Source organism: Acinetobacter pecorum (genome assembly GCF_014837015.1).
GTDB lineage: Bacteria > Pseudomonadota > Gammaproteobacteria > Pseudomonadales > Moraxellaceae > Acinetobacter > Acinetobacter pecorum.
Map to the genome: position 1 here is coordinate 1 of NZ_JACSPT010000019.1, position 14892 is coordinate 14892.

The 14892-nt window shown below is 35.2% G+C and carries 15 protein-coding genes; all 15 read right to left on the reverse strand.

Annotated elements, in window-relative coordinates; translation table 11 throughout:
- Positions 1-421 precede the first annotated feature (421 nt).
- The 15 genes from H9629_RS12680 to H9629_RS12750 all read right to left on the reverse strand — a co-directional run bounded on the left by H9629_RS12680 (position 422) and on the right by H9629_RS12750 (position 14819).
- Positions 422-703 (reverse strand): addiction module antidote protein, encoded by a 282-nt coding sequence (locus H9629_RS12680; RefSeq protein ID WP_000985609.1) that lies wholly within the window; start codon positions 701-703, stop codon positions 422-424.
- Positions 704-1006 carry a type II toxin-antitoxin system RelE/ParE family toxin gene (locus H9629_RS12685; RefSeq protein ID WP_000286964.1) on the reverse strand — a complete coding sequence of 101 codons (303 nt, stop codon included), beginning with the start codon at positions 1004-1006 and terminating at the stop codon, positions 704-706.
- Positions 1007-1158: 152 nt separating this feature from the next.
- Positions 1159-1824, reverse strand: a complete 666-nt coding sequence (locus H9629_RS12690; RefSeq protein WP_191731211.1) for an HAD family hydrolase — start codon at positions 1822-1824, stop codon at positions 1159-1161.
- Between the two features lie 262 nt (positions 1825-2086).
- Positions 2087-2653, reverse strand: a complete 567-nt coding sequence (locus H9629_RS12695) for a recombinase family protein (protein ID WP_191731212.1) — start codon at positions 2651-2653, stop codon at positions 2087-2089.
- A gap of 583 nt (positions 2654-3236) precedes the next feature.
- Positions 3237-3851 carry a hypothetical protein gene (locus H9629_RS12700; RefSeq protein ID WP_191731213.1) on the reverse strand — a complete coding sequence of 205 codons (615 nt, stop codon included), beginning with the start codon at positions 3849-3851 and terminating at the stop codon, positions 3237-3239.
- Positions 3848-4978 carry a hypothetical protein gene (locus H9629_RS12705; protein WP_005407479.1) on the reverse strand — a complete coding sequence of 377 codons (1131 nt, stop codon included), beginning with the start codon at positions 4976-4978 and terminating at the stop codon, positions 3848-3850. Before H9629_RS12705 ends, H9629_RS12700 begins: the two co-directional genes overlap by 4 nt.
- A gap of 507 nt (positions 4979-5485) precedes the next feature.
- Positions 5486-5710 (reverse strand): transposase, encoded by a 225-nt coding sequence (locus H9629_RS12710; protein WP_067763336.1) that lies wholly within the window; start codon positions 5708-5710, stop codon positions 5486-5488.
- 10 nt (positions 5711-5720) lie between these two features.
- On the reverse strand, positions 5721-6107 hold the full coding sequence (locus tag H9629_RS12715) for a hypothetical protein (RefSeq protein WP_004644755.1): 387 nt from the start codon (positions 6105-6107) through the stop codon (positions 5721-5723).
- Positions 6108-6533: 426 nt separating this feature from the next.
- Complete coding sequence (locus H9629_RS12720) at positions 6534-7823, reverse strand: LPD7 domain-containing protein (RefSeq protein WP_015060247.1); 1290 nt, start codon at positions 7821-7823, stop codon at positions 6534-6536.
- A gap of 10 nt (positions 7824-7833) precedes the next feature.
- On the reverse strand, positions 7834-8115 hold the full coding sequence (locus H9629_RS12725; RefSeq protein ID WP_015060248.1) for a hypothetical protein: 282 nt from the start codon (positions 8113-8115) through the stop codon (positions 7834-7836).
- Positions 8116-8125: 10 nt separating this feature from the next.
- Positions 8126-10582 (reverse strand): type IV secretory system conjugative DNA transfer family protein, encoded by a 2457-nt coding sequence (locus H9629_RS12730; RefSeq protein WP_067763338.1) that lies wholly within the window; start codon positions 10580-10582, stop codon positions 8126-8128.
- Entirely contained in the window at positions 10579-11691 is a 1113-nt protein-coding gene (virB11, locus tag H9629_RS12735; protein WP_067763340.1) for a P-type DNA transfer ATPase VirB11, read from the reverse strand. The genes H9629_RS12730 and virB11 overlap by 4 nt, the downstream gene beginning before the upstream one ends.
- Positions 11672-13102: a type IV secretion system protein VirB10 gene (virB10, locus tag H9629_RS12740; RefSeq protein WP_191731214.1), complete on the reverse strand. Its 1431-nt coding sequence runs from the start codon at positions 13100-13102 to the stop codon at positions 11672-11674. Before virB10 ends, virB11 begins: the two co-directional genes overlap by 20 nt.
- A complete protein-coding gene (locus H9629_RS12745; RefSeq protein WP_015060252.1) occupies positions 13102-13992 on the reverse strand; it encodes a TrbG/VirB9 family P-type conjugative transfer protein in 891 nt (296 codons plus the stop codon). Before H9629_RS12745 ends, virB10 begins: the two co-directional genes overlap by 1 nt.
- Positions 13993-14003: 11 nt before the next feature.
- A complete protein-coding gene (locus H9629_RS12750; protein ID WP_004644763.1) occupies positions 14004-14819 on the reverse strand; it encodes a virB8 family protein in 816 nt (271 codons plus the stop codon).
- Between the last annotated feature and the right edge of the window lie 73 nt (positions 14820-14892).

Here is a 14892-nt window from a genome sequence, read left to right on the forward strand (position 1 = left end):
TGTACTTGACTTGGAAATGTCCATATAGGACATTTCTATTTGGTTATTAGGTAGGACATTTCTACTTGGGAATAACACCCGATATTGGATATGTTTTTTAAATTACGTATAAAACAATTTACTACTGACTTAAAAATTACCTCAAAGGTTACTATGGATCCGTAAGGCTTTAAGAGTAAGTACTACCAGTATGGTGACTAATAAATACAAAACATAATGGCCTATTCCATTTGATGGGCTATTTTTTAAGTAAATTGATAAAATAATGATGGTAATAAATAGCAAAAAATATTGCATGTTATCCTTAAATTAATTGATATCTCGAAAAATGGGAATTGTTTAACTTCCCTAAAATTAACATAATACACCTTATACGAAATTAAAAAATGGAGCCTAAAGCTCCATTTTTTAATAACTTTTTTTAAATTGCTAAGCGTAAATTCAGTGCTTTTACAACTTTAATCACAGTATCAAAACTAGGGTTAACATCACCAGAAAGTGCTTTATAAAGACTTTCTCGGCCTAAGCCTGTATCTCGTGATAATTGAGCCATTCCTTTAGCTTTTGCAATGTTACCTAAAGCCTTTGCAATGAATGCGGCATCGCCATTAGATTCTTCAATACATGCTTGTAAGTAAGCCTGCATATCATCCTCTGTTTTAAGATGCTCAGCACTGTCCCATTTGCGAAGTTTAATAGCCATTTATAGCTCCTCCTCTAAATCTTGTGCCAATTGCAGGGCAAGTTTTATATCTTTACTTTGCGTAGACTTATCTCCGCCTGCTAAGAGAATAACAACCCTTTGCCCTTGCTTGCAGTAATAAATCCTATAGCCTGGCCCAAAGAAGAAACGTAATTCAGAAACACCTTCACCGACCGGCTCAGTATCTCCAAAGTTTCCATCTTCAACCCGATCAATTCGGACTTGTATGCGTCTTTTTGCCTGCTGGTCTTTTAACTTGGTGAACCAGTCATCAAAGACTTCAGTGGTATATATTGAGTACATAAGTAGAATGTATCCTATAGGATACATTTATGCAAGAAATAAACTTGATATTTGGGGCTCGAAACGGTGAATTTCGTATAACAACCATTATGTTAAATAGGGTCTAAAACGCTTTCATGTGAATTAATTTTATCATTCATCATAAGCCCTCTTTACTTATTTATTCTATTGATGGCTAGCTCTAATTCATCATAATGATGAATACTCTCATCTGTAATAGGTGGCTTTAGTATTTGATTTGGATGAAAAAAAATAGTTTTCATACCAACATTTTTTGCACCTTCTATATCAGCTTTAGGGTTATCACCAATAAAAATACAATCAGAAGGTGAACAATTTAATTGGTTACAGGCATAAGCAAAGATTTTTTTATCAGGCTTTCTTAAGCTAATCGCTTCTGAAACTACGATAGTCGAGAAATATTGGGTAAGTCCTAAAGCATAAAAATTATGTTCCTGAAATGGAGTTTTGCCATTGGAGACCAATCCAATCCTATATCCCTTTTGATAAAGATCTGAAATGACTTTTTGGACGTTATCAAAACCAATTGAAAATTTATTGAAATCAGTAATGTAAGATTGAAGTAATTCATCAACAGTAAAATTTTTTATATCAAAATCTTTGATTAATTGACTATAAACGATGTCTTTCCAAACATTTCCATTATTATCTAATTCAACAAATTTTTTTATAAATGCATCTTTTAGTTCTTGTGGTACTAATTGGAAAAAATTTACTTGCCAACTAATAAAACTAATAAGTGAAGCATTCCTATTTAAAATAGTTTGATCTAAATCAAACAGAAGTATGTTTCGCACTAAAAAATACTCATTTTTATAGAAGGAGTTCTACATATAGTTCATCTCCTTCTCTTTTTCAGTATTATTTAAATTAACATAATACACGTTATACGAAATACTTGATATTTCTCATTAAATTTCAGTTTATTAGATTAAGCCGTTCTGGAGTAAGGGCACCAGAGCGGCTTTTTATTGATTATTCATGTTCCACGCTTAAAATTCGAACAATGTTTCATTATTTTTATAAGTTAAACTAAATTTAGCTGCCAATCCCAATGAGCTATTTACTGACTTTTAAATATCGGTATACCGCCTGACGACTAATTCCAAAAGCTTTCCCTAATGCCATTTTCGATGGATACTTCCCTTCCTTCCAGGCTTGTCGTAAAGCTTCAGCTTGGTCAGGCTTTAGTTTATGTACCCGACCTTTGTACTTCCCTTGAGCTGAGGCGAGTTTTATTCCTTCCTTTTGCCGCTCTAAAATGATCTCACGTTCAAATTGTGCAAAAGCACCCATCAATTGCAGCATCAAATTATCCATCGGGGTGGATTGGGCCGTGAATGTAATATTTTCTTTTACAAACTGGATGGCGATCCCTCTTTTGACCAGTTTATCTACTTCAGTGACCAAATCTTTCAGGCTTCGCGCAAAACGATCCATGGAATGAACAATCACCCTGTCCCCTTCCCGGACATAGTTCAACATTTCCTGGAATTTCGGTCGGTCGATATTTTTACCCGAAGCACGATCAACAAAAATCCGGTCAACTTCAATTCCCTCAAGTTGACGTCCCGTATTTTGTTCGACTGAACTCACTCGGACATAGCCTATTTTTTGCCCTTTCACTCTTTCACGCCCCTATTGAAGAAAAATGAACAATTTCGTAAATTATAAATCTTAAATACCAAAGTTACATGTTACTTATGATTAAAAATCATTTAAATGATACATGGTTTCATGAACTTTTATAATGTAACTTTAGGCTATACTCTATAGATACATAGATTTTATGATTTATTCAATAGGTCCACATCGTTCGACATATAAGTTTTGATTTTAGAAAAATAGTTTATGCTTTAATACAACATGATTTTTGATTGGAAAAATTAATAAGAAAAAAATGCTATTTGTATGGCTGTTTTTCACAAATATTTAAAATGTTAGAGCACTCACCATTAACCAAAATTTAAATTATAACTCAAGGATTATTTCTGCCTAATTTTGTAAATTTATTGAGCACCCCCGCATATGGACGTTTCCCCTTAAAGCTATGATCAGTTTTAAGAGGAAAGATTAAATTTAATTATTATTGAAGCAGTTTTATACTTAGAAGCTAAGTGCAATAATCAGAAAATACTCCAATTTCTTACTAAAAATAAAATTTGCATGTAGTATCAAGCTTGTTTTTGATAAAACTTGATGCTTTGTGCTAAATCCTATTAATTTCATCACCTAAAAATTTTGTTATGAATATAGTGATAGATAAAATTTGAGTGATAACAAAAATAAAAAATGCATCGATGAATATCATGACAAATTTAGGTGTCGAAGCATCATTTAAGGCACCAACCGCATAATCTAAAACTTTTATTTCTATTAAATAATTAACACCTGTACTAACAATTATCAATAGTAGTGATGTGATTGCTAGATATGCAAGCCCTCTAGTTAGCAATAATCTAATAGGAAATGTTCGCTCAATCCCATTCAAATAACCTTTTAGGCGTTTATCATCAACACTATCAAGCTTACCTACTCGAGACTTATCTTCTTTATTATCTTCAAATTTATTTTCTTTAGGTTGAATAGAAACTACTGCTGCTAAAGCAGCGATATAGAATCCAGGTAAAATTTGAAACAAACTTAAAATTTTATCAAAAGCTTTACTTTGAAAAAAAATAACTTGTTTATTAAAATCAAAAAACCAAAGATTAATCATTAAATACATTAAAGAAATAGATAAAGGTATAAGCCAATCTATTCTAAATTTGACGTTGGTCGTTCCATCCTGCAACCATGAGATACCGAAATATGAGTTTTTCATTCTAGTGTATCTAGTTCATCATCGCCCATATCATTTGAATCAAACTCAAGCTCCTCAATGCTATTAGGATTCAAAGCTCTTAGCTTTTTACAAAGATTATCATCATACATATTTTCTTCGGTAAGAATTTGTACTCTCTCAAAGCCATTTAACCAATGTTTTTTAGTTCCAAACGATTCCAAAGTTGAGGATTCAGGTCTGATTTCGATAGTTTTATTTCTCTTACCATCTTTCAGTACAAGCTTAAATACGGTAACAGATTCTTTAGCTTTGGCAGATCCGTAAAAATTAGACAACTTTCGAAGATTATCAATACAATCCTGAGCACCTTTCAATGTTTTCGTAATGATTGAAGGTTTAAATATGATTTGCTGTTTTGTAGCTGTAACAAAATCAGCTTCAGGAGCTATAGAAAACAAATTTTTATGCTCTAAAACCAATTCTACAAAGTTACCACTAGATATTTTTTCTACGACATCTTCTTCAGGCACAGATTCGATCTGCGCCTCATATTCAATATAAAAAGGCGTATCGAGAGTAGATGGATAAATTTCACGGAAGAATACGTTATTCTTATCTTCCATGCTTATTAACTTCAGTATACGTTTCAGAAGTAAACTAGCTTGTAATGCTGTTGTATTTTGCCCAGTTTCTAAATGAAATCGACCAAAATAAGCATCTTTTTTTCCAATGAATACAGCATGACACAACTTTTCATGACCTTCATTTTCTTCAAAGTTAAATGTTTTCCGAGATCTATCTTTACTATTCTTATTAATGACTGGTAAAGCTTCTGTATCAGTACAGCTAAATAAAAGATCAATTACTATATTATTACTATCAATTGGATCTTCAATAAATCTCATACTTTCTAAAGCGTGAACAAAACGTTTTTTGTTTCTAGCCCATACTTTAGTGTGGTATTCATATTTTGAAATCAATTGAAAAATTTCATAAGGAGTCCTTAACGTCACAGGATCTCCTATCAAATCACTATTTCTACGCCCATTCGTTTTAGATTTAAAACTTATATTATGAAATTCGATACAAATATCTTGCTTAACTAATTTACTAGGAATCCCTATAAGCTTTTCTTTTGAATCAAGGTCAATATTTGTATCTTGCATATTTTTGTCATAATAAGTAATAAAAGATTGTTCAAATATAAATTATTAACAACCTCAAGGGAATAGAGCGAAATTCATAAATAAAAATTAAAGTGAACAGCAAAGATGCTAGCAAACAAAAAAACTGAATAGCCACCAATTTTCTAGCCATCATTTAGTTAGTTAAAATGGCTATTTAACATAAAAACTCTTATGTGAATCAACCCCTGTTAGAACCCATTTAAAGTGTCCAAGTAAGATAGGAATCTCTGTTCACTTCTCTATGAGATTTAGTGTCCATTAAAATATGGATACGCAGACTAAAAACCATTTTCGAAAAATGACACAGGTTGAGTCGTTTTATACTCGTAATGAAAAAATAACACCTAATAAAATAATAGGATTTTTAAGATTACACTGTCCAGAAATACTCGCGTATGAACTATTTAAAGTTAATGATCAAACACTTAAACTCGAATCAATAAATAAATTTAACTTCAATAAAATATAATAATAAACAGGATTCCTTTATGAAGAATCCTTTTTCTCTTTTATTTCTTCGGTGGTTTGTATCATCCAGTACATCAAAACAAAAAATGGAATAATTAGAACTAAAAGATAAAGAATACTAAAATTAAGAAAGTATCTGGCAAAAGATAAAGCTGTTAGTAAGACCAACAATCCGCATATCGTATAGACAATTTTATTGCGTTTACTAATTAACTCGACAATAGAAAGATCTTGATTTTTCATTCCATGATCCTTAGTAGCTTGAGCAATACTGCATTTCTCTATAACCATGAAGCATATTCACCAGAACCATTAATTGGTTAAGGTATGTGCAAGGTAATCCATTTAATTCAGGGAATTTTTCCCACATTAAATATTTATCTTTGTAAAGAAAGCTATTTCTCTTAAATTTTTCTTGGCCAGATAATTCAATTTTCATTTGTTCAAGCTGCTTAAAATGCTCAACCACATCGTCTGGAATCGGCATATTGAGCGCTACACTCTTACCATTCAACCAATATTGGATTGGTCGGACGTTAATAGATTCATTAAAGCCTATAGCTTTGAAATAATCCCTTACTGCTTCAGCGTTATAGAACCCCAATGATTCAACTAGCAGTTTAAAATCTGCATTTGTCATTATATACCGTCCTTAATCAGATTAAATTTGATTATATAGTCCACAGGTGGACAAAACAAGCAATATCCAAAGTTTAACCTTCTATTAGTTTTAGTAGATCATGGACTGCCAATGTTATTGTCTGGTCCATAATCTCTAAAACGTCTAATCCCGATGCTTGGACAATTGCTGCAAGCTGCAGCTATTATCCAGGCATCTATTCTACCTATCTAATGCAGATCCATAGCAGACATATCAGAGCAAAGTGTCTACTTTGCGAACTGACGCAATCAGTTAAATTTTCCCTTCCCTGATTACCGTTGATTTTCAAGCGAGCTTTAAAAAGCTGTGCTTTTTAAATGGCGACCGCAGAAAATGAACTACTCCCATTTGATCCAGTAACGAGATATAAAAAAACATTCTTAATGGGTGTTTTCGTGGCCTAGATTATCGGGATATATCTTTATTTTTATTTCTCTCTTGAGTTTTAATTTGTGGCTGCTGTACTGGCTGCTGTTTTGGAGCATTGGCATCATAAGCCGTTAATTTTGGCTTATGAAATTTCTGATTTTGAATATCGGTATTGTGTTGAATCTGAAGCTTAGTTTTATCATTTTTGGTTAGAGCTTTTTCAGTTGTTTCTTTCAATTTACTCAAGCTTTGGGCTTCCCACTTCCCTTTATTTGCTAATGTTTGAACTCTTGCGCCTGTTGGCAGTCCAGTTTTAGGATCAATTTCTTTAGTATTCACTTCGACTTTGTTAGACCCTTTATAGGTCAGGACAATATCATCATTCTTAATAATATTTTGTTCTTTCAAAGTACGTTCCAGATCCTTCGCCCAGATTGTATTTTTTTCACCTTTACTATTTTCAATAGTGGCGTAGTAGCTGCTGTTATTTTTAGGATCATGCTTATAAGGTGCTGCGCCATGATCCACTAATTTTCCAACGTGCATTTTTTTCTGATTAAGTTGTTCAACCGCAACTTCTATACTGGCTGTGCGCTGCTTTTCTGTGAAACCGTCTGCTTTCATTTTTTTATCAAAAACTCTCAGTAAAGCTTTTTCCTGTTCTGACAGGTTATTAATTTTTTCCTTCCGTTCCTGTGCTGGATCTACTTTATCCTTCTCATTTAAAGACATCTCTTTCTGGCGTTCATTACCCTTTTCAATAGTATTGTGAACTACCTCTTTACCTTGTTCTTTTTTCATATCATTGAGCAAGGCTAGATCAATATCACGAGGTTCATAGCCCTTTACTGTCATCCCCTTCATTGAAGCTTCAAGCCATACATTCCGTTTAAATTCTTCAGAGCCTTTAACCTGTATTGTTTCCCATTTTTTAGCTTTTGCTACCTCCACCATTGAAGCAGCAATATGCTTATCATCAATTGTGGTTTTTAAGGCTTTTCCAGAATCTTCAAAAGCTACTTTTTCAGGATTACCTTTAAAGTGATATTTGTCATCTACCACATAATATTTATTGAGCAATGCTTTAGGTATGCCTTCTTCACTAGATTCTTTACTGTCATCAGCTTTTAGCTTTTTGGTATCAGTTACCTTAGTTTCTTCAGGATCTTGATTAATACCTTTTGTGTTTTTTGAAATATCTTTATTTTCAGCTTTTTCAATCGAATTGACTTCAGCTTGATTCGTTTCTAACGTCTGGCCAAGTTTGGTATAGCCTGTTTGTTCTTTATTAAAACTAGGTTTATCGACCTTGTTTGATTCAGTCATGATCAAGTCCTTATTGATTAGAAATATTTTGGCGACGTGCTGCTTCGTCAATAATCATTTTGGTTTGAATATATTTTTCTGTTAGAAGTGCGATTTGTCTTTCAGTTTCAGTGCTTAAATCTTTATTTTGCTGATATACAGCTATGCTTTGCATATAGTTTTTTACAGTGTCAGGCTGATTAACCGCTTTAGATGAAAAGCCATTATGACTGGTCACAGCTTTATTTGAAGTACAGCCCACAACTGAAAAAGATAGGGTAATGCTGATTAATGAAAGAGAGATTTTTTTCATGATAGTTTCCTTATTTAGAATTAACTTGGTTTGAAAACGCCTGATAAACGTCATCAAGATCTGAATTTTCTATAGATCCGTTTTGACCTTCATCGGCTGCAACTGGGTTGTCCTGTAGATCTTCATCAATTGAAAATTCAGATTCAGCACAATTAAAAAACGTATCGACTATTTGTTCGGCATCCATTTCGTCATAACTAAATTCAGTGTCATCAACTGAAATAAGGTTTTCCAATTGTTCTGGTTCATCTACTGCAATCAGATTTTCCATTTCTGCAATCATGGCCAGAGGATCTGATTCATCTGCTGCAACTAGATTTTCCGCTTGTTCTGGTTCATCTACTGCAATCAGATTTTTCATTTCTGCAATCATGGCCAGAGGATCGGAATCATCTGCTGCAACTAGATTTTCCGCTTGTTCTGATGCACCTACCGCAACTAGGCTTTCTACTGGATTTTCAGCACTAGCTTCCACCTGGCTAAAGAAATCATCGACGATATTTTGTGCTTCAGTATCTTCTTCCCATTCAATAGCCGCAAAGAATTGATCGACCACTTGTAGACATTCTTCGGGTTGTGGATTTTCTGGATCTTCAAAAACTGTTTTATCTAACTGAAATTCGGGGATAACCAAGCTAGAAATATCTATCTGTTCAGCCTGTTCTACTGTAGTAATTGCAGCTATACGTTTTTCAATTTTTGCCTTATGCAGCTTTACGTCTAAATCAGGAATAGGAATTGAAAGTTCCAGATCCTCAAAGGCAATTTTTTCTAATTGTTTGTGAGTTGGAAAACCTTTAATTGCTTTCATGCTAGGAGAAACGGACTTTAGGCGATCCACAAAAGCACTGTCATTAAAATACTTAGCCTTTTCACACATGATAGGTTTTGTATTTTCCATAAAGATAATTTCTTTATCTTGCGACAATTCTTTTAGCTCTTGAGGGAGCATTAAAGCTCGTCTTTGATCTGATTCATTTTCTGAATTAGAGCCACCTTGCCCCCATGCCATAGAACGGCTTTGGCCCTTAGATTTGGCTTTGAAAGTGAAATAGCCAAGCATTTCACTATATTCATTAGCATCTCGTTGCTCTCTAGGCGGGTAAACGATTTGCAAAGCATGGTTAGTTACAAGCCCCCTAGTTTGAGTTTTATAAACGTCCTCTAACTGGCCAATAGACTGAATAATTGTTAATAAACGAATGTTATAGCCCGCAATAAATGAGTTAGCGTCTGCAATTTTCGCTACTTTACCGACAGCCGTTGCTTCATCATTCACAACTAGGCACTGGTATTTCAAAGATGAATCTTGTTGTGGCAGTGTTTTTAGATTCACATCAATTAAGAGTGAATAAAACAGATTGATTAAGTTTTTAGCATCTCCTAAGCGGTTAGGTTGAACACCAAAATAAATAGACATTCTTTGTCTGCGTACATCTTCAAGTTTAAAGTCACTTGATGAAGTTGCAGCGTCCACAATCGGGTTCGCAAAAATCGTTAAAGGTGAGGTAAAAGTAGAAATGATGTTACCAAGCGTATTGTCTGGTGAACTTAAAAAACGGTTTAAAGCATCTAGGCAAGTATCACTAAGCGGTTTATCACTTTGCGCTCTTTCATCAATAATAGATCTAATATGATCCTGAATTGGCTTACCTTTACCTGAACTCTGTCTTAAAACCTCGCCCATAGTTACAGGCAGATCTTCAGTTTCAAATAGATATAGGGCTAGGCCAAGAAATAAGTTATTAGCATTGTCATTCCAGAAATCGGTTTTAGCATCACCAGTCACAGGGTAGAAACTTCGACCAATAGCAAGAATTTCACCTACTCTAAAATTTTCGTCATGACTAACGGTATCAAATGGATTCCATTTGTGAGATTTTAGATCTTCAGAAAATGGGCTGAATAGATAAACTTTCTGGCCATTCTTAGCACGAAATTTAGAAGTTAATAGGAAGTTTTCAAGCTTTAAATCCAGTACAACTACACTATCCGAATAGTTTAGAAGGTTAGGAATAACAATCGCTACACCTTTACCGCTTCGTGTCGGAGCAGCCAGAAGTACAAATTGCTGACCGCCAAGCATTAAATATTTATTATGATATTTCCCTACTAAAATTCCCTTATTTCCCATCAATCCAGATTTCTGAATTTCTTTTGTTGTGGCAAATCTGGCATCACCGTGTAACGACTGTTTTTTATTAAACAGACTAGCAATGACTAAAGCAGGGAGAACAAAAGTGATAAATAGTGCAGCGATCAAGGCACCTTGCAGCTTTTTCTTTTGTGCAGGTACATTGTGTGCATATAAATCCCAATAATACCCCCACGTTGTCAGATTCACTTCAGGAAATGGATTGGTCTTATTAGCTAAGTAATAAAGAACACCGGCCAGATATTTAGTAATAAAGAAACCAATGACCGCTAAAAAAATTGCAAGGAGTAGGATCAGGATTTTTTTATTCACTCCCTATCCCCTACAATAATTTCAGCATCACCAAATTGAGCCTTAACTTTAGAAACAGGATCAAATTTGATTTCAGAAATAAAGCGTTCTTTACCTATTAGATTACTTTCATCATCGTATTTTTTCTTCACTTCAACATGAACAATAATATCAATGGTTAAAGCAACTAATTCCTTTAGTGTAGTGGCATCGTAGATATTTGCTTGTTCATGTTCTTTGCACATAAAGACGTAGCGATCATAAGCCAGTGAACAGCTTTCAGCGTGATAACTTGTAATAGATCCACTGTGACCAGTTGTAAGCAATTTCAGAAAGTCAAAAGCTTCTCCACCACGTAATTCAGCAAGTAATACACGGTCTGGCTTCATACGCATATTACTAGCGATCAGATCAGATGGAGTTACCTTAGCTTTACCTTGACCACCTTTAGAATAAAGTAGGTGAACCTTGTTTTCATGTGGAACGAAAAGTTCACGTACATCTTCAATAGTGACAAGACGTTCATCTTTAGGAATGTACTGACAAATTGCCTTCATAAAAGTGGTTTTACCAGAACCAGTATCACCAACAACTGCAATATTTTTCTTACATTGAACAGCGAATTTAAAAAATCCCTCAAGATCTTTGTTTTCTAAAAACTGGACTAGCTTAATATCTTCAGTACGTAATACAGGTTTAAACTGCTCAAACTCTTTAGATTTCCCATATCTGAAGTGGTCAAAAAAGCCTTGATCTTTATATTCCTGAAATGATCGGTTTGACTCGTCAGGAATACGGATCGTCATTGATACCGTTCCATTTTCAATGGCTGGCGGTAGAACAATCTGAATACGCTCTCCATCAGGCAATTGAGCAGACAATATAGGGTTTTCTTGGCCAATTCGTTGATTGGTATAGGTAGCAATAACATTAGCTAAAGCTGTTATTTGCCCCATTTCCAGATTTATAGAATGCTTTTCCCATCCTTTATTAGATTCCGTCCAAACTTCATTAGGTGCGTTAATTGCAATTTCAGTCACCCCTTTAGTTTTTAAGAATTTTTCTAATGGAAGTAATAGCTGTCTAACCATTACATCCTTGCTTAAAACATTATTTTGCGCGGAGTTCATACACACCTCTGAAATCAATATCTTTGGCCACGTAAATTGAAGCTACATCACCCTGATTTTTATAAATTGTTGGCTTGATATTGATTGTTTCATTCAACACTGTTTCAGCCATTGATTTACCCATGTCTGAAGTGTTTTGAAGCATATAAGGAGTGCTATTGTTCCCGCCTGTTTCTTTAGAAATACCGTAAGCAATAGCGTCTTGAACTAAAGAAAGCATAAACGCTGCACCGATACGTGCGCCCCAACGGTTATCTACTCGACCACTTAAACCACCTGTTCCTAAATGGTCTGCTGCGGGAGAATCAATATCGACAATAACACCATGCGGAGTTTTTAAGCGTGACCAGATGATACCTAAACGTCTTTGACCTTGTGCTGCAATACTTTTGTATTCTCCAATGACTTCAGATCCCGCTTCAGCAAGGACTACACGACCATTATCAGAATAAACAGGTTGTGGAAGGACACATGAAGCCATACCGCCAATTTCTGAAACGACTTTAACTGACAGGTTGCAACGGATTACACGACCTTTAGCAATTAAGTAATTTCGATCCCCAATAAACCTAGCCTGGACTTTATTAGAAGAATGACTAGCCATGTTAGTTGTAGCTTGTTGTGGCTGATGCTGCTGCATAGGTTCATCATCATCATGCGCTAAAGACATCAAACCAGATCCAGAGAAATTACCAGAACGGCTATTACTATTCTGATCCTGTTCAAACTGTTTCATCATGCCTGTTACTTGGTTATAAGCTGCTTGATGATTCATGCTTGACGGCTGGCCAACCGCCCCGCCTTGTTGTGAAGGATTGACAAAAATCCCGCCACCGTAACGGCTTCCATTGTTTAAAGGTACATATTGAGCTTGTTGTTGTGGCTGTGGCTGTGGCTGAATTACTACAGGCTGTTGATTTGCTGCTTGTTGTTCAACTACTGGCGCAGCTTCAGGCTGTCTTAAAATCTGCTGACCATTTTGGCATTGAAAAACCAACATGCCGTTATAAGTTAAAGCATTGCCGTTATTGTCTGTTAACTGTCTAGGAATACTTTGATCCTGACAGGCATCTAGGCTTTGAAATTGAGCATTTTGATCTGCATCCATTGGCACAGGATCAGTATTAGTAAAATCCCGTCTTTTAGCTGAAGCATCTAGGCTTGGATCTATCTGATTTTCTTTTAATTGGGCTGCTTCTTCAGCATCACTACTATCTGAAAAGAAGTTATAGGCAAAGACCGCTATAACAGTAAAAAGTACCGCCATAACTGCAATAAACGCTATTTTTTTACCTTTTCCATCTTCCTGATCCCCACGTTCATTGACAGACACAATGCCATTTTCTGATTCGTTAAATTCTTCATCAGGAGCTTGTTGATCATCTAATGGTTTTTGATCATTAATATTCATTAGTTCATATCCCCAGTAATGACACGTTTAACACCCTCTACAGTAGTGCCATCTTGTGGAGCAACACCGACAGGATCATAAGATTCATTGAAAATGCTCACTACGCCTTTTCCTTGACGTAAAACAAATTTTTTAGCTAGAGCTTCAACAATCAAAAGTTTTGGATCTTCTTTACTGATATGGAAATTAACTTTTTCTTCCCCTTCCGTACCTTCAATAAATACGACTGGAATATCGGTATTTCCTTTAAATCGCATATAGGTAAAACGACCGTCATCAAATAGCATTTCTGGAACAAAATGCTTCCCTTTACTGTTTGCGGCTTGACGATAATTCCAATTTTTAGGGATAGGTGCAGCATTGGCTAAACGATGCTGTAAAACCAAAAATTCAGTAAGTTGGCTTTCTTCTTTTAATTGTGCTGCATAAGCGTTATAGCGTTGAGCTTCTTCCTGTTTACGTTTTTCTTCTTCTTGTGGGTATTTAAAGACAACACGATACATCGGTTTTTCTTTGGCATTATTTAGAACTTGAAAATCAAAACTATAATCACGCTTATTAGTGCGTAACTCTAAGTTATTCCGAGTAGCCTTATCCTTTGGCTTCACCCATACTAAATTTGATCCAGTATCCGCAAAAATACACCAATTGGTGTCATCCTTTTCACAGTCTGAAGGGTATCCAGTAGCAGCACCACGCTCTAAAATTCTTTCACCTTCACCTAATACAATGCGGGTTACAGTGCCTTTTTTGACAGTAATTCGATAAACATCATTAGGAACATAGTTGATTGTTCTAATACGTGAATCGGTAGGCATAGCTTTAGGCGTAATTGCTGCATAAGAGATCCCATGCACAGCCAAACCCAAAGCAAGAATTAATTTTTTCATGTAATGATCCTTTACATTCCTTGTTGAGCTTGTGGCTGAACAGCAGCCCCGCCTTGTTGAATCGGAACATAGACTTGCTGACTAGGTTCAACAACCGCAGCTTGCGCTACAGGTCTGTTAGGAGATAGTTCAGGATCGACACGATAGCCCACGACCTTAAAGCCGAATGGATTTTTAATTAGATCTTTTTCTACCAGTTTATTTAGATTGTTCGGAGCATATTCATATCGAATACTTGCAATATAATATTGTGGCTGTTCATCACGATTAGCTTCGACTGAATGCAAAGTCTTAGTGAAGCGGACACTAGCGGTAAAACCTGTTTCATCCTGATTAGTCTGGACAGAAATCACATCAACTTTTAATTCATATTTTTTGCCGTACTTTTTATCTCTTGCGCTATCACCTTCATAGAGTGAAGCAAAGTCATTACCGACCTGATTACTGCTCATAGTCATGACTAAATCATAATCTGGCTGTAATAACGGATAGAAATAACTCTCACGGGCGGTTACATAGCGAGTAATGTTATTTTTATCAATTAATTCTTGTTTGCCTTTTACTTGCTGATCATCAACAACGCCTACGTATTCAACATTTCCTTGAGCTTTATCTACTGTGAAAACAACAGGTACAGTCTGGCGCATTGGAGCTAATGTCACTAATCCAATGGCTTCTAAGACGGCCACGCCCACCGCTACTTTTGCAATAGTCCAAGCTTTACGTTCTGACTTAGCCCGCATCGCAATAAGATCTGCTTCCCAATCCATAGCTTTTTCATAGCTTTTAGCTTCTTCAGCAGCAGATACTTTTTTAAGTTTGTTCATGATAGACCCGATAGACCCTATTAGAGTTATTTCTCTAAGTATGCCAAAAAATATAAAAATCGTAAACCAAAAT